We start from the raw sequence: 19212 nt of genomic DNA, 5'->3' as shown, positions 1-19212 counted from the left end.
TTCCCCTTGCGCCGCAAGGGATCGCGCGAGCTTAGTTCGGCGGCGTCGCCGCTTCCAGGTCGAACGCGGCGTCAAAGGCGTCCTCGCCCGGCACGGTCCCTTCCAAGGCGGCCAGGAACAGGTCCTCCAGCGCGTCCCAAACGAAGGTCAGCTGCTCCAGCACCGCCGGCACGCGCGCCACCTCGAAGCCGGGATAGAGATCCTCGACCAGCCACAGGCCGGTCTCGGCGTCGTAGCCGAAGCGGCTGCCGATCAGGCGGAACTGGGCGCGGGCCAGGGTCTCGAATAGCGCCGTCAGGTCGCGGGCCTCGTCCAGATCCTCGGGCGCCAGCACCAGGCAGCGCACCTGCAGCCAGCCGTGGTCGGGCAGCAGATAGAACGCGCCCTCATCCTCGTCCTCGCCCGAGACCTCCAGGCCCCGGTCGATGGCCTCGACGACATAGCCGTGCTCGCGGCAGGTCGCGGCGAGGTCGGCCAGCAGGGCGGCTTCCTGGTCGGGCGTGGGGTCGGCCATGGGTTGAGCTCCGGGGAGGTTGGTGCTGGGACAAGATCAAAGCCCCCAAATATGTCATCCCGGAAGCCTCGCAGAGGCTATCCGGGACCCAGGGGTCGGCGCAGTGCGGTCGCCCCTGGGTCCCGGCTCTCCGCTTCGCCGCGGCCGGGATGACACCGAGAGGGTGTATAGAAGAACAGGAACCTAGCTCCGATAATCCCCGTTGATCGCCACGTACTGCTTGGTCAAATCGCACGTCCAGACCGTGGCCGAGCCCTTGCCGACGCCGACGTCCACCGAGACCTCGAACTCCTGGTTCTTCACGTAGGCGCTCATCTTGGCCTCGTCGTATTCGGCCGAGACCAGGCCGTCGCGGGCGGCGTAGAGCTCGCCGAACTTGACGCTGATCCGCTCGCGGGCGACCGGCTCGTCGGCGCGGCCCACGGCCATGACGATGCGGCCCCAGTTGGCGTCCTCGCCGGCGAAGGCGGTCTTGACCAGCGGGCTCTCGGCGATGGTGCGGGCGATCTTGCGGGCGCTGGCCGGGCTCTCGGCGCCGTTGACGGTGATCTTGACGAACTTGGTCGCGCCCTCGCCGTCGCGGACCAGCTGCAAGGCCAGGTCCAGCAGCACGTGCTCCAGCTTTTCGCGGAAGTCGGCCAGGCGCTTGTCGCCCGGACGGCTGATCTTGGGCGCGCCCGACTGGCCGGTGGCGAACAGCAGCAGGGTGTCGTTGGTCGAGCGGTCGCCGTCCACCGTCACGCAGTTGAAGGTGGTGCGGGTGTAGAGGCTGACCAGGGTCTGCAGCGCCGCCGGGGCGATGGCCGCGTCGGTGGCCACGAAGGCCAGCATGGTGGCCATGTCGGGCGCGATCATGCCCGAGCCCTTGGCGATGCCGGCGATCTTGACCTCGACCCCGTCGATCAGGGCCGTGGCGTAGGCGCCCTTCGGGAAGGTGTCGGTGGTCATGATCGCCCGGCCGGCCTGGGCCCAGGCGTCGGCGGTCAGGCGCGCTTCCACCTCCGGCAGGCGGGCGGTGATCTTGGCGTCGTCCAGGATCACGCCGATGACGCCGGTCGAGGCCATCATCACGTCGCGCTGGCGGCAGTCGAGGCGCTTGCCCACGGCCGTGGCCACGCGACGCACGGCGTCGGCGCCGGGACGGCCCGTGAAGCTGTTGGCGCAGCCGGCGTTGACCACCAGGGCCCGCACGTCCGCGCCGCCGCTGGCGGCCAGCTGGCGCTTGCACCAGTCGACCGGAGCCGAGCCGACGCCGTGACGGGTGAAGACGCCCGCCGCCGAGGTCCCCTCGGCGAAGCGCATCAGCAGCAGGTCCTCGCGCTCGTGCTTGTAGAAGCCGGCGCGGCCGGTGGCGATCTCGACGCCGGGGATCGGCGGGATCAGCGGAAACGGCACGGCCAGCGGCGAGATGGCCAGGCCCGGCTTGCCGGCGCCCGTGGAAACAGGTTTGGCCGCGGGCTTGGCCGGCGCGGGCGCGACCTCGCCGGCCGACTTCTGCGCGCGACGCAGGCCGGCGCGCTTCAGGGCCGAGGTCAGCGGATCGACCAGGGCCCGCTCGATGGCGGCGCCGGCGCGCTCGACCGGGTTGGGCGCGGCCGCGCCGGCCGCGCTTTGGGGAGCCTTCGCGGCCGCCTTCTTGCCGGAAGTCTTGCCCGCTCTTTGGGGAGTCTTGGTCATGGCCGCTTCTTACTGCTTATTTCTTCGCGGGGGCGGGTGGAGCGGGCGGCGGAGCCGAGGCGGGCGCGCCAGCCGGGGGTTCCGGCGGCGCCGAGGCCGGTTCCTGGGCGCCCGTCGCGCCGGACGCGTCCTGGGTCTTGCCGATCAGCATCTCGACCTTGGCCGAGCCGCGCAGCTTCTCGAGGATGTCGCGCACCTGGTCATAGGTCAGGAACCGCACGATCTGCGGCCGGGCGGCCTCCAGGGTGATCGGCTCCTCGGTGCGCTTGTCCTCGACCTTGACGATGACCCAGCCGCCCTCGGCCGCGAACGGCCCCACGAGCGCGCCCTTGGCGGCGTCCTTCAGGGCCACGCCATAGGGTTCGGGCATCACGTCCAGGGTGAAGTAGCCCAGGTCGCCGCCGTTGAAGCGGGTGGCCTGGTCGGTCGAGCGCTCCATGGCCAGGGCGTCGAACGAGGCGCCAGTGGCCAACAGCTTCTTGACGCTCTCGGCCTCGGCTTGGGTGCCGACGATGATCTGGCGGGCGCGGATCTCTTCCGAGCGCTTCGAAAGCTTCTGCTGCTCGGCGTAGAGCTTGCGGATGGCGTCCTCGGTGACGGCCTTCTCGACCACGCCCTCGACCAGCATGTCGCCCAGGATGCGCTCGCGGGCGGCGGCCAGGCGGCGCTGGGCCACCGGCTCCTTGTCCAGCTTGCGCTTGGTGGCTTCGGAGGCCAGCAGCTTCTGGTCGATGACCTCGTCGAGGCGCTGGCGGAACACCTCGCTGGAGATGTCCAGCGGCTCGCCCTCGCTGATCAGCCCCTGGGCCACGGCCTCGCGCTTGACGTCCGACGCCCAGATCACCTGGCCGTTGACGCGGGCCACGGCGGTGTCGCCCGGCTCCGGCGGCCGCTCGGCGACCTTATTCTGGCCGCAGGCGGCCACCAGAAGGGCGAAGGCGACGGCGCTGATCACGCTGACGAGGCGGAAAGTGGTCTTCAAGGCCAAGATCTCCGGCTTTGCTCAAAACGGCTCTAGCGTGCTTTTTGGCCGAGTGGAAACGGCTTCGCGACTCAAAGCGTTCGGGCATGCGAAAACTGTCGCCGCAAGGCCCTTGGTCAGGTTTGAAGCCCCATTGCGCGTGGGGTCTTCGCGTTGACACCAAGATGACCGGTGCTTAAGTCTCCGGCCGCGCCGGAATAACGGATTTATCCGTTGATCCAGCGCGACTTCATCTACCGTAGTCGAGGCCCTCGAAGCCTTAGCGCCGGCCTCCTCGTCAAACCGTCCCCACCGGATTCCCTCTGCATGCTTGGTCTCGCCAAAAAGTTCTTCGGCTCCTCCAACGAACGCAAGGTCAAGGCCCTGACCGCGCGCGTGGCGAAGATCAACGCCTACGAGCCCGAGTACGCCGCCCTCTCGGACGAGGCCCTGAAGGGCAAGACCGCCGAGTTCAAGGCGCGCCTGGAAAAGGGCGAGACGCTCGACGACATCCTCAACGAAGCCTTCGCCGTGGTGCGCGAGGCCTCCAAGCGCGTGCTGGGCATGCGCCATTTCGACGTCCAGCTGGTCGGCGGCATGGTGCTGCACTTCTCGGGCATCTCGGAAATGCGCACGGGTGAAGGCAAGACGCTTGTCGCCACCCTGCCGACGTACCTCAACGCCCTCGAGGGCAAGGGCGTCCACGTCATCACCGTCAACGACTACCTGGCCCGCCGCGACGCCGACTGGATGGGCCAGATCTACACCTTCCTGGGCCTGACCTATGGCGTGATCGTCAACGGCCTCAGCCAGGGCGAGCGTCAGCGCGCGTACCGCAGCGACATCACCTACGGCACCAACAACGAATTCGGCTTCGACTATCTGCGCGACAACCTCGTCTACAGCGTCGAGGAAATGGTCCAGCGCGGCCACAACTTCGTCATCGTCGACGAAGTGGACTCGATCCTGATCGACGAGGCCCGCACGCCGCTGATCATCTCGGGCCCGACCGAGGACCGCAGCGAGTTCTACAAGACGATCGACGTGCTGGTGAAGCAGCTGATCCAGGACAAGTCCAACTACGACCACGACGAGAAGCAGAAGCAGGTCATCCTGACCGAGGACGGCCAGGAGCGGATCGAGGAGATCCTGATGTCGGGCGGCCACCTGGCCGAGGACTCGGCGGGCCTCTACGACGCGGCCAACGTCTCGGTGGTGCACCACGTCAACCAGGCCCTGCGCGCCAATGTCCTGTACACGCGCGACAAGGACTACATCGTCAAGGGCGGCGAAATCATCCTGATCGATGAGTTCACCGGCCGCATGATGACCGGCCGCCGCCTGTCGGAAGGCCTGCACCAGGCCATCGAGGCCAAGGAAGGCGCCGACGTCCAGCCCGAGAACCAGACCCTGGCCTCGGTGACGATCCAGAACTACTTCCGCCTCTACAAGAAGCTGTCGGGCATGACCGGCACGGCCTCGACCGAGGCCCAGGAATTCGACGACATCTACAAGATGAGCGTCTCGGAAATTCCGACCAACCGCCCGATCAAGCGCATCGACGACGACGACGAGGTCTATCGCACCGAGCGCGAGAAGAACGAGGCCATCCTCAAGCAGATCGCCGACTGCCACGTGCGCGGCCAGCCGATCCTGGTCGGCACCGTCTCGATCGAGAAGTCGGAAGAGCTGTCCAAGCTGCTGTCCAGCTACGCGTTCGAGAACAACGGCAAGAAACAGAAGGGCATCCCGCACCAGGTGCTGAACGCCCGCTTCCACGAACAGGAAGCCCTGATCGTCGCCGACGCCGGCGTGCCCGGCGCGGTGACCATCGCCACCAACATGGCCGGCCGCGGCACCGACATCCAGCTGGGCGGCAGCATCGACATGCGTCTGTTCAGCTGGCGCCAGCAGCAGAAGGGCATGGGTCTCGAGATCACCCACGAGGACGAGGTCGCCGAGCGCGCCCGTCTCGAGGCCGAGATCGCCGGCGCCCGCGAGCAGGCCCTGGCGGCCGGCGGCCTGTTCGTACTGGGCACCGAGCGCCACGAAAGCCGCCGCATCGACAACCAGCTGCGCGGCCGCACCGGCCGTCAGGGCGACCCGGGCCGCTCGAAGTTCTTCCTGTCGTGCGAGGACGATCTCCTCCGCATCTTCGCCGGCGAGCGCCTGGACGCGATCATGCGCACCTTCGGCGTCCAGGAAGGCGAGGCGATCACCCACAAGTGGCTGAACAACGCCATCGCCACAGCCCAGAAGCGCGTCGAGCAGCGCAACTACGAGATCCGCAAGAACCTCCTGAAGTACGACGACGTCGTCAACGACCAGCGCAAGGCCGTGTTCGAGCAGCGCCAGGAGTTCATGGAAAGCGACGACCTCTCGGAAATCATCGCCGAGATGCGCCACGACACGATCGACGACCTGGTCGCCCGCCACCTGCCGCCCAAGGCCTATGCCGAGCAGTGGGACATCGAGGGCCTGAAGGAACGCGTCCAGTCGATCCTGGGCCTCGACCTGCCGATCGAGGCGTGGGCGGCCGAGGAAGGCATCGCCGACGAGGAGATCCGCGACCGCCTGACCAAGGCGGCCGACGACTACGCCGCCCAGCGCGAGGTGATCATCACCCCCGAGCAGATGCGCTCGGTCGAGAAGAACTTCCTGCTGCAGATGATCGATCTGCAGTGGCGCGAGCACCTGATGCACCTGGACCACCTGCGCAACGTCATCGGCCTGCGCGGCTACGGCCAGCGCGATCCGCTGAACGAGTACAAGACCGAGGCCTTCTCGCTGTTCGAGAAGCTGCTGGGCGACCTGCGCACCAACACCACCCGCTGGCTGATGACGGTCGAGATCGCCTATGCCGAGCCGGAAATCCCGCAGACGCCGGAAGGCCTGGTCGAGGTCCACCTGGACCCGCTGACCGGCGAGAACGCCGCCGTCGCCGGGGCCATTCCCGACGGCCTGTCGCCTCAGCAGCGCGAGGCCCTGCCCGTGGCCGCCCTGCCGGACGGCTGGGACCGCACCAACCGCAACAGCCCCTGCCCCTGCGGCTCGGGCAAGAAGTTCAAGCAGTGCCACGGCTCGCTGGTGTGAGGCTTGGCTAGGCTTTGAGTTGAAACGCCCGCCCCGGCAGACCGGGGCGGGCGTTTTGCTGTTTGGAGACACAAAAAATCCGCTCTCCCCGGCGAAAGCCGGGGCCCAGATTCAGCCTGAGCAGCTGGGGATGATCCGAAGTTCCGCCCTGTCCAACATTTAGACGCTCATGGGCTCGATCTGGGCCCCGGCTTTCGCCGGGGAGAGCGGGTATTTTGAGCTCCTCCCGATTTAGGAGTTCTTCCGCAACACGAACTCGATCGCGCACTCCCCGACCGCCGTGCGGGTCTGGTCGAAGCGGTCCACGCCGATCCGCTGGTTGAACTCGTAGCGGAAGGTGGCGTCCATCAGTTCGATCTTCTTGATCTCGACATCCGCCGCCAGGCTGGCCAGCAGCTCGGTCAAGTTGATGCTGGCGCTGGACCACGAGGCCTTCTTGAAGATCGTGAAGGTGTGCTTGTGGTCGGTGTTGAAGGTCGAGGGAAACACGCCCTGCTCGTAGAGGTCCTCGTCGGGGATCAGGCAGACCAGATGCCCGCCCGGCTTGAGGATCCGCAGCCAGTTCTCCAGCGCCTCCTTGGGATCGCGCATGTGTTCGAGACAGTGCGAGGAGTGGACGAAGTCGAAGCTGGCGTCGGGCACGCTGGCCATCAGCTGCGCGTCGCCGTCGGGCATGTCCCAGCCCCGGCACGACTTCATCAGCGGGAAGAACTCGTAGTACTGGCCGATCGAGTCCTCGCCGGCCCCGATATCAATGCCGTCGCCGACGATGTAGCGGGTCGCGTAGCGCGAATCCTTGATCTTGTGGAAGACGGACTTGCTGGATTCGTGCATCGGGGCCTCGGCCGGACGGGATTCGTCGAGAGGCCAGCAGGCGACCGACGCGCGTCCGGGTCAAGTCGCCCTTTGGACGCGGGCGCAGAGCGCGGCCGCCGCGACCAGCAGGACCGCCGCCACGAACGCCGAGGTTCGCAGGCCCGTGACGATGTCCAGGCCGGCCAGGCCTCCGCAGATCGCCACCCCAGCCGCGCCGCCGACCTGGCGGCAGGCGTTCAGGGTCCCCGAGGCCGCGCCGGCCTCGTGGCGGTCGACGCTGGCGAGAAGGCCGCTGGTCAGGGCCGGGATCGCCAGCCCCATGCCGGCGGGGATCACGGCGAAGCCCGGGAGCATGTCGGCCATCGTGCTCCCGGCCCCCAGCCGCGCGGTCAGGGCGTAGCCGAAGGCGGCGACCAGCACGCCGCCGGCCGTCACCGTCCGCGCGCCGTAGCGGACGACCAGGCTCCCGCTCATCAGATTCGAGACGATGAAGGTCGCCGTCAGCGGCAGGAACGCGATCCCCGCCTTGGCCGGCGTCCAGTGCAGGACCCGCAGCATATAGAGGCCCAGCACGAAGATCAGGCCGTAATAGCTGAAGTTCAGGATCGAGCCGACGACCACCGCCGTCCAGGCCGGGCGGCGCCGGAACACGGCCATCGGCATGGCCGGATGCCGGGCGCGCCGCTCGAACGCCACGAAGGCCGCCGCCAGCAGCAGCCCGGCGGCCAGGGCGACCAGCGTCCCGGCGCTCCAGGCCCCCCCATGAGAGGATTTGGGGCCGCCCTCGATCAGCCCGCCGACCAGCAGCGAGACGGCCGCCACGGCCAGGGCCTGGCCGGGAATGTCGAGCGGGACCTTCGGCTTGGGCGCGGTCGGCGGGACGGCCAGCAAGGTCCACGCCGCCCCGATCGCACAGACCGGCAGGTTGACGAAGAACACCCAGCGCCAGCCCAGGGTCTCGACCAGCAGGCCGCCCAGCACCGGTCCGGCGGCGATCGACACCCCGCCGGCGGCGGTCCACCAGCCGACCGCCGAGGCGCGCCGGCGGTCGTCGCCGGCGGCCGCGTGAGCGATCAGGGCCAGCGAGGGCGGGATCAGCAAGGCGCCCGCCGCGCCTTGCGCCACGCGAGCCAGGATCAAGACCAACGGACTGGTCGCGAAGCCGCAGGCCGCCGAGGTCAGGCCGAACAGGACGAGGCCCGCCACGAACGCCCGGCGCGGCCCGACCCGGTCGCCGATCGCCCCCGCCGACAGCAGCATGGCCGCCAGGGCCAGGATATAGGCGTCGACCACCCACTGCAGCTGGGCCGTCGGAGCGTGGAACGCCGCGCCGATCGCGTCCAGCGCCACATTGACGATGGTCACGTCCAGCTGGGTGACGAAGAAGCCGAAGCTGGCGGCGCCTGTAATCAGCGGGAGGCGGGAAGACGGAGTGTTCATGGTCCGTGTGATGCCCGCTCGCCGCCTTCGATGTTACACGCCGCGATGAACCATTCGGACGCCGATGCGGCTAGGATGTGGAGCATGGACGCCAACATCGCCACCCCCGCCGCCTTGATCGGCGACCCGACCCGCGCCGCCATGCTGCAGGCCCTGCTGGACGGCCGCGCCCAGCCCGCCAGCGCCCTGGCCTGGGCCGCCGGGGTCACGGCCCAGGCGGCCAGCAACCACTTGGCCAAGCTGGTTGACGGCGGCCTGCTGGCCGTCGAGCGCGAGGGCCGTCACCGCTACTACCGCCTGGCCAACGCCGAGGTCGCCCACGTCCTCGAAGCCCTGTCGGCGCTGGCCTCACCGGTCCGCTCGCTGGACGTCCCGCGCTCGCCCAAGGCCCGCGCCCTGCGGGACGCGCGGTGCTGCTATGGCCACCTGGCCGGGCGGCTGGGCGTGCGGGTCTGCGAGGCGCTGGTCCAGCGCGACCTGATCCGGCCGGCGGCGGACAAGCTCTATGACGTGACGGCCGACGGCCGGGCCTGGTTCGAGGATCTGGGCGTGGCGGTCGACGCCTTGCGCTCGCCGAGGGGCGTGGCGCGCCAATGCCTGGACTGGACCGAGCGCCGCCACCACCTGGCCGGACCGCTGGGCGTCAAGCTGCTGGAGGCGATGACCGCGCGCGGCTGGCTGGCCTTGGAGCCCAAGGGCCGGGCGGTGCGACTGACCGTGGACGGCGCGCGGGCGCTGCGGGAGACGCTGGGGGTGAGCCTGGAGGACGAGGGCCGGGTGGCGGCTTAGCGCCCCTTCTCCTCCCCCTCTGGGGGAGGGGGACCGGCGAACGCCGGTGGAGGGGCCCTGTGAGGTGGCCAACGCCTGACCGCTTCGCGGACCCCCTCCGTCTCGCCGCGTATTCGCAGCGATCCACCTCCCCCTAATGGGGAGGAGAGATCTGGTCGCGCCGGCGCCTAAGGCGCCAGCACCACGCCCGTCTCCGGCGACGTCCCGCCGTCCACCTGCGCCAGATAGGCCGCTTTGATCGCTTCGCGGCCTTGGCCGCGCTCGACCGTTAGCCACCGGGGCGCATCGGCCACGAAACCCGCCCAGGCCGCGCCATAGCGGGTTTCGAACTCGCCCGGAGCCCAGTCCTGGCGGCGCTTGGCGATGCGGTCGGGGGCGAAGAAGAACACCGGCTTGGGGCCCGGCACGTCGCCGCCGGCGCGCTCGGCCTCCCAGTGGGTGCCGCCGACCGCCGACGAGAAGGCCAGGTCGTCGCCGAACGTCTCGTGCACCGCGCGCCGCACGCCCGCGTCGCCGGCGAAGTCGACGAACACCGCCGGCCGCTCGATCGGCGCGGTCGCCAGCCCGTCATAGGTCACGACCTGATCGTAATAGCCCAGGCCCTCGACGAAGCCGACGTTGCGCGGCGAGGTCAGGCCCACGACCTTGGCCGTCCCGCGCCGCTTGAGCAGATAGGCCAGGCCGATCGCGGTCTTGGACGAGGCGCTGGACAGCACCACCGAGCGGGCCCCGAACAGGGCGCTTTCGTCCAGAAAATCCTCGATCAGGAACGAGGTGATGAACAGCGGCTGCAGCAGCGCCTTGTGCGCTTCGAGCGCATCCGCCGCCCCGACCGCCTGATACTGGTTGTAGACCACCGCCAGGTGCTGACGGTGCGGCGAGGCGTCGGTGAAGCCGGTCTTGCCGACCTTGGCCTGGACCGTCAGGTGCGTGGACATCGGCCAGTAGCCGTAGAACCGCTGGCCGACCGCGACCTCCGGATGGTTCGACGCCTCGACATGCGCATGACCCCAGACCGGCACGCGGCCAAACCCCTCGGGGCCGGGGAAGAAGTCCCAGTATTTCATGGCCTCGCCGAACACGGCGTAGGTGATGTTGTTAGCGGTGAGGGCGAAGCTCTCGATGGCCAGACGCACCTCGCCATCGGCCAGCGGCGGAGTCTCGGCGTCGCGGAATTCCGTGCGGCGCAGGTCGGACTTGGCGACGAGGAAATCCCAGGGCATCGGAGCCTCCCGAAAGGTTGGGCGGGAGTAGGTGGTTGGACGCGCGGAAAGTCAAACAATTGTTTGAACTTATGCAACCGTGTCATCCCGGCCGGCGAAAGCCGGGGGGAGAGCCGGGACCGCCACAAGCGCGGCGCTTCTGGCGGTCCCGGATCGGCGCGCTACGCGCTTGTCCGGGATGACAGTTTTTATGGCTTAGGCCGCCACCCACTGCCCGTGGAACCCGAACGGCACCCGCCGAGGAACCTTGGCGCTGGCGATCGGCCCCTGCTCCACCTTCCGCGCGTCGAACACCACGAACTCGGAAACGTCCTCGGCGCCGCGATAGATCACCGCCGTCAGCCAGCCCTCGCCCTCGGCCGCGTCCGGTCCGGCATGGGTGAAGACCACTTCCGAGATCGCGTCGCCCTGCGGCAAGGTCCAGGTCTTCCGGGTTCCGTCGACCAGGTCGACATGCGCGACGATGTTGGAGCGGAAATCGCCGGGCTTCAGGCTCTGGCCGACGAACCAGCCGTGGCGGTAGGGCGCGCCGGCGAACCGCTCGTCGAAACGCGGGAACTCGCCGGCCGTGTCGTCCAGCTGGACCTCCGCCACCGTCCCGGCCGCCAGGTCGATGGTCCAGCGGGTCAGGTAGGCCGCGGCGTTCTCGCCCTTGGTCCCGTCGGCGTTGGGGAACAGCGGCGCGGCGGCGTAGCGCATGACGTCGGCGACGATCGTCTCACCCTGCTCGAAAGCGTTCATCACGTGGAAGACGTAAGCCGCCGGAACGTCGATCCAGCGCAGGCCGGCCACGCCCTGGGCGCGCGGGATCACCGCCAGATGGCCGCCCTTTTCCGGCTCCCAGGCGAAGACCGGCTTGCCGCCCATCGCCCGCTCCAGGCTGCCCGTCAGCGGCAGGACCGGGATGACGACGTAGTGCTCGGTGACGATGAAGTCGTGGATCATCGAGCAGTACGGCGCCTCGAAGGTCTCGCGCTTGCGCAGCTTGCCCTCGGCGTCGGCGATGCCCCAGCTGATCTTGTTCGACAGCGGCATGGCGTCGTCGGCATAGGCGAAGAACACCAGCTCGCCGGTGAGCGGGCAGGCCTTGGGGTGGGCCGTGACCTTGCCGCCCAGGTCGTAGGCGCCGACCGTGGCGAGGTCCGGGCCGCTCATCTCGAACGGCGCGTGGGCCTCTTCCAGCGCCAACAGGTGGCCGCCATGCTGGATGATGTTGGTGTTGGCGACGCCGTCGCTGACCACGCCCAGCACCGACGGGTCGGTGGTCATCGGATTGCCCCAGCTGCCGAACAGGGCCCGGCCGGCGGCGTTCTCCAGGGTCCACTTGTTGGTGCGGACCCAGCGGTTGCGATAGCTGACCTTGCCGTCCGCGACCGTGAAGGCGTGCAGCATGCCGTCGCCGACGAACCAGTGATAGTTGCCGTCGCGCGGGTCGAACTGCGGGTTGGGGCCATTGCGATAGAGCGTGCCCGACAGCCCCGCCGGCAGCGCCCCCTCGACGGTCAGGTCGAAGTCGTCCTCGCTGCGCACCGGGGCGAAATTGCCGCTGAGAAACGGATTGATACGCACTTCGCCGTCCATGGCCGTTCTCCCGATGATGATTGTTTACACTGTAAATTTATGTTGTAAGCGAATGGTCGAGTCAACCGGGATTCTGTCGTGCCGCGCGTGCTGTCGTCCGAAGACGTCGAAGCGTTTCGTCGCCGCCTTTGCGTGGCCGCGGAAGCGCTCTTCGCCGAGCGCGGCGCCGAGGCCGTGACCATGCGCGAGCTGGCCCAGGCGCTGGGCGTCAGCCCGATGACCCCCTACCGCTACTTCAAGGACAAGGACGCCATCCTGGCCGCCGTCCGCGCCGCCGCCTTCGCCCGCTTCGCCACGGCGCTGGAGGCGGCGATGGCCCGGCCGATGGACCCACTGCAGCGCTCGCGTAGCGCCGGCGAAGCCTATATCGCCTTCGCCCTGGCCGAGCCCCAGGCCTATCGGCTGATGTTCGATCTCAACCAGCCGACCGAGGGCGACTATCCCGAGCTGCAGGCCGCCATCGTCCGCGCCCGCCGCACCATGACCGTCCACGTCGAGGCGATGATCGAAGCCGGCCTGCTGGCGGGTGACGCCGAGCTGATCGGCCACATGTTCTGGTCGATGCTGCACGGCGTGCTGATGCTGCAGCTGACCGGCAAGCTGGCGCCGACCATCGATCCGACCAAGCTGCGGGCCCTGCTGTTCTCGACCGTGGTCCGGGGGCTGGGGATCGGGGGGCGCTAGAACGCCCCCTCCGTCTCGTCGCGTATCCGCGCCGATCCACCTCCCCCGCTACGCAGGGGAGGAGGGCAACTGCTTCCTCCTCACCCGTGAAACGGGGGAGGTGGCGCGCTGCGGATACGCGGCGTGACGAGGGGGCGCTCAGCGGCCGCCGATGCCGTTCCCATTGTCACCGAGACAATGTTTCCATTGCGACGCGGAAGGCATGGGTTCAATCCCCACGCCAGTCCAGCTTGCGATTGGAACGGCCATGACCCACGCCCCCCTGCCCTTGCGCCACTTCCTGCTGGCCCTGGCCGTGGTGGCGGTGTGGGGCACCAACTTCGTGGTCATTCGCATCGGCCTGGACCACCTGCCGCCGTTGCTGTTCGCCACCCTGCGCTTTTGCCTGGTGTTCATGCCGATGGCCTTCATCGTCAAGCGGCCGGCCGTGTCATGGAAGAACCTGGCGGCCTACGGCGTGCTGATCGGCGCGGGCCAGTTCGGCCTGCTGTTCGTGGCCATGAAGGGCCACATCTCGCCCGGCCTGGCCTCGCTGGTCGTGCAGACCCAGGTGTTCTTCACGATCGGCATGGCCATGTGGATCAGCAAGGAGCGGGTCCAGGGCTTCCAGATCGCCGCCCTGCTACTGGCCGCCTCGGGCATCGTGCTGATCGCCGCGCACGGCGGCGGCTCGGCCACGCCGCTGGGCGTGCTGCTGATCCTGCTGGCGGCGCTCAGCTGGTCGGGCGGCAACATCGTCGCGCGCCAGGCCGGGCCGGTGAACATGCTGGGCTATGTCGTCTGGGCCAGCCTGTTCTCGATCCCGCCGCTCTTCTTGATGTCGCTGTGGCTGGAAGGCTGGCCGGCGATCGTCAAGGGCGTGACCTCGGCCAACGCCGTCACCTGGGCCGCCGTCGCCTGGCAGGCCGTCGGCAACACCATGTTCGGCTACGCCGTCTGGGGTTGGCTCTTGGCCCGCCACCCAGCCGCCACCGTGACGCCGATGGCCCTGCTGGTGCCGGTGTTCGGCATGGGCGCCTCGGCCCTGCTGCTGGGCGAAGGCCTGCCGGCCTGGAAGCTGATCGCCGCCGCGCTGGTGCTGACCGGCCTGGCGGTCAACATGCTGTGGCCAAAGGTGCGGGCGCGGTTCGCGGTGGCGGCCTAGACGACCAGGCTTCGCCATGGCATCCGGGCGCGGCCCCTCTCCAGGAGTTCGCGTCCGATGGCCCGTTACGACTTCGCCTCCGACAACGTCGCGGGCGCCATGCCCGAGGTGATGGAGGCCCTGGTCGCCGCCAATGCCGGAACCGCGTCCGGCTATGGGACCGATCACGTCAGCAAGGCGGCGGCCGACCGCATCCGGGCCGCGCTGGACGCCGACGCCGAGGTGCGGTTCACCGCCTCGGGCACGGCGGCCAACGCCTTCGCCCTGACCTTGCTGGCCCAGCCGCACGAGGCGGTGCTGGCCCACGAGCACGCCCACATTTGCACCGACGAGACCGGGGCCCCCGGCTTCTTCGGCCAGGGCGTGGGCCTGATCGGCCTGCCGGGCGCGTCCGGGCGGATCGAGCTGACCGCACTAGAGGCCGCCCTGGCCCGGCCGGAGGTCTCTTACAACCAGCCGGCCGCGGCCCTGTCCCTGACCACCGCCACCGAGTACGGCACGGTCTATTCGCCGGATCATCTCGAAAGCCTGATCGCGCCGGCGAAGGCCAAGGGTTGCGGCGTCCACCTGGACGGCGCCCGCCTGGCCAACGCGGTGGCGGCCGGCTTCGACTTGAAGCGCGTGGCCAGGATGGGCGTCGACATTCTGGTCATGGGCGGCACCAAGGCCGGCTCGACCCCGACCGAGGCCGTGGTGTTCCTGAACCCCGACCACGCCCGCCGCCTGGACGCCCGCCTCAAGCACGCCGGCCAGCTGATCTCCAAGGGCCGCTTCCTGGCCGCGCCGTGGCTGGGCCTGCTGGGCGCTGACGGCGAGACCGGTCCCTGGGCGGCCCGCGCGGCCCATGCCAACGCCATGGCCCAAAAGCTGGCCGCCCTGATGCCGTTCCCGATCCGGCACCCGGTCGAGGCCAATGGGATCTTCGTCGAGATGGACGAACCCACCCTAGAGCGCCTGCGCGGCGAAGGCTGGTTCGTCTACCGCTTCCTGGACGGCACGGTGCGCTTCATGTGCTCGTGGGCGACGACTCCGGAGATGGTCGAGGAGCTGGGGGCGGCGCTGGGGCGGGTGGTTTAGAAATCCCTCTCCCGGAGGGAGAGGGCGGGGCCCATCGCGAAGCGATGGGAGGGCGAGCGATTACACCGTCAACCGCCGTAACCCCTCATCCTCCCGCGTCGATGACGCGGGTCCCGCCTTCTCCCTCTGGGAGAAGGCGACAATGGGCGCCGCGTCCGCCGCCGCCGAGGTCTCGGTGATGCCCAGCAGGCGGGCGATTTCCGCCGCCGGGGCCGGCCGGCTGATGAAGTAGCCCTGGATCTCGGCGCAGCCTTGGCCGCGCAGGGCGTTCAGCTGTTCCAGGGTCTCGACGCCCTCGGCCGTGGTGACGATGCCCATGCTGGCGCCCAGGTCCAGCACGGCCTTGATGATGGCCATGGCGTCGCTGTCCTCGAGAATGTCGCGGACGAAGGTCTGGTCGATCTTGATCTTGTCGAACGGGAAGCTGCGCAGATAGCTCAGCGAGCTGTAGCCGGTGCCGAAGTCGTCCATCGAGATCCGCACGCCCAGCGCCTTCAGGTCGTGCAGCATGGTCATGTTGGCCGCGCTGTCCTGCAGCAGCACCGACTCGGTGATCTCCAGCTCCAGGCGCTGGGCCGGCAGGCCCGAGGCGGCCAGGGCCGAGACGACGGTGCGCACCAGGCCCCGGTCGCGGAACTGGGCCGGCGACAGGTTCACGGCCAGGCGGACATGGTCGGGCCACTTGGCGGCCTCGGCGCAGGCGGCGCGCAGCACCCACTCGCCCAGCGGGATGATCAGGCCGATCTCCTCGGCCAGCGGGATGAAGTCGGCCGGCGAGACCATGCCCCGATCGGGATGGCGCCAGCGCAGCAGGGCCTCGCAGCCCGTCACCCGCTCGTCGCCCAGATTGTAGAGCGGCTGGTAGAACAGCTCGAACTCGCCGGCCGTCAAGGCGCGGCGCAGGTCCAGCTCCAGGGCCCGGCGCGCTTGCAGCTGCTCGTCCATGGCCCGTTCGAAGAAGTGGAAGGCCCCGCGGCCGTCGGCCTTGGCGCGATAGAGGGCCATGTCGGCCTTCTTCAGCAGTTCGTCGGCGTCCTCGCCATCCGAGGGCGCGGCCGCGACGCCGACGCTGGCGCCGATCACCACCTGATGGCCCTGCAGGTCGAACGGGGCGACCATGGCCTCGACGACGCGGCCGGCCAGGCGCGTGGCGCCGGACATGTCGGAAAGACCGGTCTGGACCACGGCGAACTCGTCGCCGCCCAGCCGGGCCACGGTGTCGCCCTCGCGCACACAGCCGCGCAGCCGCTCGGCGGCCTCGCGCAGCAGCGCGTCGCCCAGCGGATGGCCCAGGGTGTCGTTGACGGTCTTGAAGCGGTCCAGGTCGATGAAGTGGACGGCCAGTTGGTCGCCCTTGCGAGCCCGGCGGGCCAGGGCCTCGGACAGGTGCTTCTGGAACAGCACGCGATTGGGCAGGTCGGTCAGCGGGTCGTAGTGGGCCAGGCGCGCGATCTGGGCCTCGGCCCGCTTGCGTTCGGCGATGTCCTCGGAGACGCCCAGCAGATATTCCGGCTGGCCGTCGGCGTTGCACAGGGCGATCTTCTTGGTGCGGAGGATGGCCACGCCGCCGTCCTTGCGCGGCACGTGATCCTCCTCGATCACTCGCACCTCGCCCGACTCCAGCACGTCGCGGTCGTGCTCGACATAGAGGGCGGCTAGCTCGGGTGCGTGGAAGTCGGCGTCGGTCTTGCCGATCACCTCGTCGCGCGCGAAGCCCAGGGTCTTCTCGCCGGCCCGGTTCAGCAGCACGTAGCGATGGTCGTCGGCCCGCTTGACGAACACCATCGAGGGCATGGCCTCGACGATGGCGGTCATGAAGGTCTGGGCGCGCTCGACGTCGGCCTTGGCGGTGGCCAGGGCCTCGACGCCCCGGCGGTTGGTCTCGTTGGCGGCCTGTAGCAAACCCAGCACCGTGCCGACGCCCAGATAGCGCCCGCCCTCGGTGACGATGAAGCCGCGCAGCAGGTCGGAGGCGCGGTACGACAGGCTGTCGGTGGTGAACGAGGCTAGCTCGGCGTCGGCGTCGACGACCAGCGGCTCGCGATCCATCAGCGTCGAGATCGGACGGTTGGCGTAGAGGGCCCGGCCGTACTCGGCGGCCATGCGCAGGAAGAAGGCGTTGCGTTCGACGATGCCGATCGGCCGGTCCTCGCCGTCCAGCACCGGGATGATCAGGGTGTCCGGCTCCTCGCGGAACCGGTCGTACAAGGCCTTGCCGAGATCGTCCTGACGCGCCGGCGCCAGGGAAGAAACGGTATCCCGCAGGGTGAACATGGTACGCCTCCACTTGCGGGAGGCAGGGACCATTTCGCGCCTAACGACCTGCTAATGGCGCCGCTTGCGACACTTCATTTCGCGAAAACTTCACGGCGGCGTCACAGTGTTTGCGGGGGCGTTTACCGTGGCCGCGAGGGCTCTAGAAAAATCCGCTCTTCCCGGCGAAAGCCGGGACCCAGCTGGAAGAGCGCCGGCGTGGGTTCTATGAGCGCGGCGTTCTTCCTGTCAGCCCAAGCACCATGAGATCTGGGCCCCGGCTTTCGCCGGGGAGAGCGGACTAAAATTACTCCCGCTCGACCTTCCGCGCGTCGCCCAGCAGAACCTGGCCGATCCAGCTGACGATGCCCGTCACGATGGCCGCCTGGACGCCGGCCCACAGGCCGCTCACGGCCAGGCCGTCCAGGAACCAGGCCACCAGCCCGATCATCGCCGCGTTCACCACCAAGAGAAACAGGCCCAGGGTGACCAGGGTCAGGGGGAAGGTCAGCACCGTGACCACCGGCCGGACGATGGCGTTGACGATCCCCAGCAGGAAACCGGCGATGATCAGGGTGGTCCAGCCGTCGGCGGTGACGCCAGGCACGATACGGGCGGCCAGCCACAGGCCGGCGGCGGCGATCAGCACGCGAAGAACGAAACGGATCATGAGCGACTCCCCTCGATAGGAGGCGAGATTGGCCCAGTCGCGCGCCGGAGCAAAGTGACGCCTCATTCGTACAATACCCAAGCGCTGAACTCGGACATTACAAATGCGTTACCACTCTTCAAACCGCCGCTTCGTGAACTATCTAGTCCTCCGTGTGGGGGATGATCGCGCGCGAACGGCGAGCGGATCCGCACGCAAGGGGATATGAATAGTATGGCCGTGAATTCTCTATCGGTGATGTCGCCGGACGGCGGCTTGTCGCGCTATCTCACCGAGATCCGCAAGTTCCCGATGCTGCCCAAGGACGAGGAGTTCATGCTCGCCCAGCGTTGGAAAGAGCATCAGGACTCCGAAGCCGCCCACAAGATGGTGACGTCGCACCTGCGTCTCGTCGCCAAGATCGCCATGGGCTATCGCGGCTACGGCCTGCCGATCGGCGAGGTGATCTCGGAGGGCAATGTCGGCCTGATGCAGGCCGTCAAGAAGTTCGAGCCCGACAAGGGCTTCCGCCTGGCCACCTACGCCATGTGGTGGATCCGCGCCTCGATCCAGGAATACATCCTGCGCTCGTGGTCGCTGGTGAAGATGGGCACGACCGCCGCGCAGAAGAAGCTGTTCTTCAACCTGCGCAAGGCCAAGAGCCAGATCGCCGCCTTCCAGGACGGCGACCTGCGCCCCGAGCAGGTCAGCGCCATCGCCACCAAGCTGGGCGTGCTGGACAGCGAGGTCATCTCGATGAACCGCCGCCTGTCCGGCCCCGACGCCTCGCTGAACGCGCCGCTGCGTTCGGATAGCGAGAGCGAGTGGCAGGACTGGCTGGCCGACGACGATCAGGTGTCGCAAGAGACCATGGTCGCCGAGAACGAGGAAAAGTCGCTGCGGATGTCGCTTCTTGAAGAGGCGATGGTCGAACTGACCGACCGCGAGCGTCACATCCTGACCGAGCGCCGCCTGAAGGACGACCCGACCACCCTGGAAGAGCTGGCCGCCCAGTACGGCGTCAGCCGCGAACGCGTGCGCCAGATCGAGGTCCGGGCGTTCGAGAAGCTGCAAAAGACCATGCGCGAGGCGGCGATCGCCAAGAACATGGTGGAAGCTTAGAAACGCATCCTCCCCCGCGTGCGGGGGAGGTGGATCGCCGCGGATACGCGGCGAGACGGAGGGGGCGCTCACGCGCCCCTTTTTGTTGTGTGACGTGTTGTTGCGTAACGGGTTGTTCCTGGCCAGCGCCCCCTCCACCGCTTCGCGGTCCCCCTCCCCCGTTTCACGGGAGAGGATGGAGGCTATAAG

At 68.7% G+C, this 19212-nt stretch carries 16 protein-coding genes and 2 pseudogenes; 7 read left to right on the top strand and 11 right to left on the bottom strand.

The features are described from left to right. Window positions 1–31: 31 nt before the first annotated feature. The 4 genes and pseudogenes from ABIC66_RS09305 to ABIC66_RS09295 all read right to left on the bottom strand — a co-directional run bounded on the left by ABIC66_RS09305 (window position 32) and on the right by ABIC66_RS09295 (window position 3179). A complete protein-coding gene (locus ABIC66_RS09305) occupies window positions 32–514 on the bottom strand; it encodes a hypothetical protein (RefSeq protein WP_354069644.1) in 483 nt (160 codons plus the stop codon). A gap of 80 nt (window positions 515–594) precedes the next feature. Continuing rightward, a pseudogene (locus tag ABIC66_RS24205) lies at window positions 595–708 on the bottom strand (hypothetical protein); the annotation flags it as partial. Continuing rightward, window positions 698–2191, bottom strand: a complete 1494-nt coding sequence (gene argJ / locus ABIC66_RS09300) for a bifunctional glutamate N-acetyltransferase/amino-acid acetyltransferase ArgJ (RefSeq protein ID WP_354069642.1) — start codon at window positions 2189–2191, stop codon at window positions 698–700. The gene argJ and the pseudogene ABIC66_RS24205, both read right to left, overlap by 11 nt. 16 nt (window positions 2192–2207) lie before the next feature. Further along, entirely contained in the window at window positions 2208–3179 is a 972-nt protein-coding gene (locus ABIC66_RS09295; protein WP_354069640.1) for a peptidylprolyl isomerase, read from the bottom strand. 300 nt (window positions 3180–3479) lie between these two features. Between ABIC66_RS09295 and secA the strand changes: the two genes are divergently transcribed. Then, window positions 3480–6245: a preprotein translocase subunit SecA gene (secA, locus tag ABIC66_RS09290; RefSeq protein WP_354069638.1), complete on the top strand. Its 2766-nt coding sequence runs from the start codon at window positions 3480–3482 to the stop codon at window positions 6243–6245. 231 nt (window positions 6246–6476) lie between these two features. On the opposite strand, the gene ABIC66_RS09285 is transcribed toward secA, so the two are convergent. After that, window positions 6477–7079, bottom strand: a complete 603-nt coding sequence (locus ABIC66_RS09285; protein ID WP_354069636.1) for a methyltransferase domain-containing protein — start codon at window positions 7077–7079, stop codon at window positions 6477–6479. A 60-nt stretch (window positions 7080–7139) separates the two neighbouring features. Continuing rightward, complete coding sequence (locus ABIC66_RS09280) at window positions 7140–8501, bottom strand: MFS transporter (protein ID WP_502910334.1); 1362 nt, start codon at window positions 8499–8501, stop codon at window positions 7140–7142. A gap of 84 nt (window positions 8502–8585) precedes the next feature. Here ABIC66_RS09280 and ABIC66_RS09275 point away from each other — a divergent pair, with 84 nt between their 5' ends. After that, on the top strand, window positions 8586–9290 hold the full coding sequence (locus ABIC66_RS09275) for an ArsR/SmtB family transcription factor (RefSeq protein ID WP_354069634.1): 705 nt from the start codon (window positions 8586–8588) through the stop codon (window positions 9288–9290). A 167-nt stretch (window positions 9291–9457) separates the two neighbouring features. On the opposite strand, the gene ABIC66_RS09270 is transcribed toward ABIC66_RS09275, so the two are convergent. Further along, window positions 9458–10513 (bottom strand): DUF2855 family protein, encoded by a 1056-nt coding sequence (locus tag ABIC66_RS09270; protein ID WP_354069632.1) that lies wholly within the window; start codon window positions 10511–10513, stop codon window positions 9458–9460. A 195-nt stretch (window positions 10514–10708) separates the two neighbouring features. Beyond that, entirely contained in the window at window positions 10709–12094 is a 1386-nt protein-coding gene (locus ABIC66_RS09265) for a carotenoid oxygenase family protein (protein WP_354069630.1), read from the bottom strand. Window positions 12095–12172: 78 nt separating this feature from the next. Here ABIC66_RS09265 and ABIC66_RS09260 point away from each other — a divergent pair, with 78 nt between their 5' ends. The 3 genes from ABIC66_RS09260 to ABIC66_RS09250 all read left to right on the top strand — a co-directional run bounded on the left by ABIC66_RS09260 (window position 12173) and on the right by ABIC66_RS09250 (window position 14999). Beyond that, window positions 12173–12778, top strand: coding sequence for a TetR/AcrR family transcriptional regulator (locus ABIC66_RS09260; protein ID WP_354069628.1), 606 nt, complete (start codon window positions 12173–12175; stop codon window positions 12776–12778). Between the two features lie 247 nt (window positions 12779–13025). Further along, on the top strand, window positions 13026–13922 hold the full coding sequence (locus ABIC66_RS09255) for an EamA family transporter (protein ID WP_502910333.1): 897 nt from the start codon (window positions 13026–13028) through the stop codon (window positions 13920–13922). Window positions 13923–13979: 57 nt separating this feature from the next. Beyond that, the gene (locus ABIC66_RS09250) at window positions 13980–14999 is read left to right on the top strand and encodes a threonine aldolase family protein (protein WP_354069624.1); all 1020 of its coding nucleotides are present in this window, start codon (window positions 13980–13982) and stop codon (window positions 14997–14999) included. Between the two features lie 60 nt (window positions 15000–15059). On the opposite strand, the gene ABIC66_RS09245 is transcribed toward ABIC66_RS09250, so the two are convergent. Both ABIC66_RS09245 and ABIC66_RS09240 read right to left on the bottom strand, forming a co-directional pair. After that, on the bottom strand, window positions 15060–17273 hold the full coding sequence (locus ABIC66_RS09245) for a putative bifunctional diguanylate cyclase/phosphodiesterase (protein WP_354069622.1): 2214 nt from the start codon (window positions 17271–17273) through the stop codon (window positions 15060–15062). Window positions 17274–17559: 286 nt separating this feature from the next. Further along, window positions 17560–17922: a phage holin family protein gene (locus ABIC66_RS09240; RefSeq protein ID WP_354069620.1), complete on the bottom strand. Its 363-nt coding sequence runs from the start codon at window positions 17920–17922 to the stop codon at window positions 17560–17562. A gap of 103 nt (window positions 17923–18025) precedes the next feature. Here ABIC66_RS09240 and ABIC66_RS09235 point away from each other — a divergent pair, with 103 nt between their 5' ends. Together ABIC66_RS09235 and rpoH are read left to right on the top strand one after the other, a co-directional pair. Beyond that, window positions 18026–18130, top strand: a complete 105-nt coding sequence (locus tag ABIC66_RS09235) for a hypothetical protein (protein ID WP_354069618.1) — start codon at window positions 18026–18028, stop codon at window positions 18128–18130. Then, entirely contained in the window at window positions 18127–19023 is an 897-nt protein-coding gene (gene rpoH, locus ABIC66_RS09230; RefSeq protein ID WP_354069616.1) for an RNA polymerase sigma factor RpoH, read from the top strand. The genes ABIC66_RS09235 and rpoH overlap by 4 nt, the downstream gene beginning before the upstream one ends. Here rpoH and ABIC66_RS24200 read toward each other — a convergent pair. Further along, window positions 19020–19209, bottom strand: a pseudogene (locus tag ABIC66_RS24200) (hypothetical protein). The gene rpoH and the pseudogene ABIC66_RS24200 sit on opposite strands and share 4 nt — an antisense overlap. Window positions 19210–19212 lie beyond the last annotated feature (3 nt).

This window comes from Caulobacter sp. 1776, from assembly GCF_040545685.1.
Lineage (GTDB): Bacteria > Pseudomonadota > Alphaproteobacteria > Caulobacterales > Caulobacteraceae > Caulobacter.
This window is presented reverse-complemented; position numbering and strand designations above follow the sequence as displayed.

Coding starts and splice junctions, on each gene's coding strand:
- ABIC66_RS09305 (WP_354069644.1), bottom strand. CDS start 514: ATGGCCGACCCCACGCCCGACCAGGAAGCCGCCCTGCTGGCCGACCTC.
- argJ (WP_354069642.1), bottom strand. CDS start 2,191: ATGACCAAGACTCCCCAAAGAGCGGGCAAGACTTCCGGCAAGAAGGCG.
- secA (WP_354069638.1), top strand. CDS start 3,480: ATGCTTGGTCTCGCCAAAAAGTTCTTCGGCTCCTCCAACGAACGCAAG.
- ABIC66_RS09285 (WP_354069636.1), bottom strand. CDS start 7,079: ATGCACGAATCCAGCAAGTCCGTCTTCCACAAGATCAAGGATTCGCGC.
- ABIC66_RS09280 (WP_502910334.1), bottom strand. CDS start 8,501: ATGAACACTCCGTCTTCCCGCCTCCCGCTGATTACAGGCGCCGCCAGC.
- ABIC66_RS09275 (WP_354069634.1), top strand. CDS start 8,586: ATGGACGCCAACATCGCCACCCCCGCCGCCTTGATCGGCGACCCGACC.
- ABIC66_RS09270 (WP_354069632.1), bottom strand. CDS start 10,513: ATGCCCTGGGATTTCCTCGTCGCCAAGTCCGACCTGCGCCGCACGGAA.
- ABIC66_RS09265 (WP_354069630.1), bottom strand. CDS start 12,094: ATGGACGGCGAAGTGCGTATCAATCCGTTTCTCAGCGGCAATTTCGCC.
- ABIC66_RS09255 (WP_502910333.1), top strand. CDS start 13,026: ATGACCCACGCCCCCCTGCCCTTGCGCCACTTCCTGCTGGCCCTGGCC.
- ABIC66_RS09250 (WP_354069624.1), top strand. CDS start 13,980: ATGGCCCGTTACGACTTCGCCTCCGACAACGTCGCGGGCGCCATGCCC.
- ABIC66_RS09245 (WP_354069622.1), bottom strand. CDS start 17,273: ATGTTCACCCTGCGGGATACCGTTTCTTCCCTGGCGCCGGCGCGTCAG.
- ABIC66_RS09240 (WP_354069620.1), bottom strand. CDS start 17,922: ATGATCCGTTTCGTTCTTCGCGTGCTGATCGCCGCCGCCGGCCTGTGG.
- ABIC66_RS09235 (WP_354069618.1), top strand. CDS start 18,026: ATGCGTTACCACTCTTCAAACCGCCGCTTCGTGAACTATCTAGTCCTC.
- rpoH (WP_354069616.1), top strand. CDS start 18,127: ATGAATAGTATGGCCGTGAATTCTCTATCGGTGATGTCGCCGGACGGC.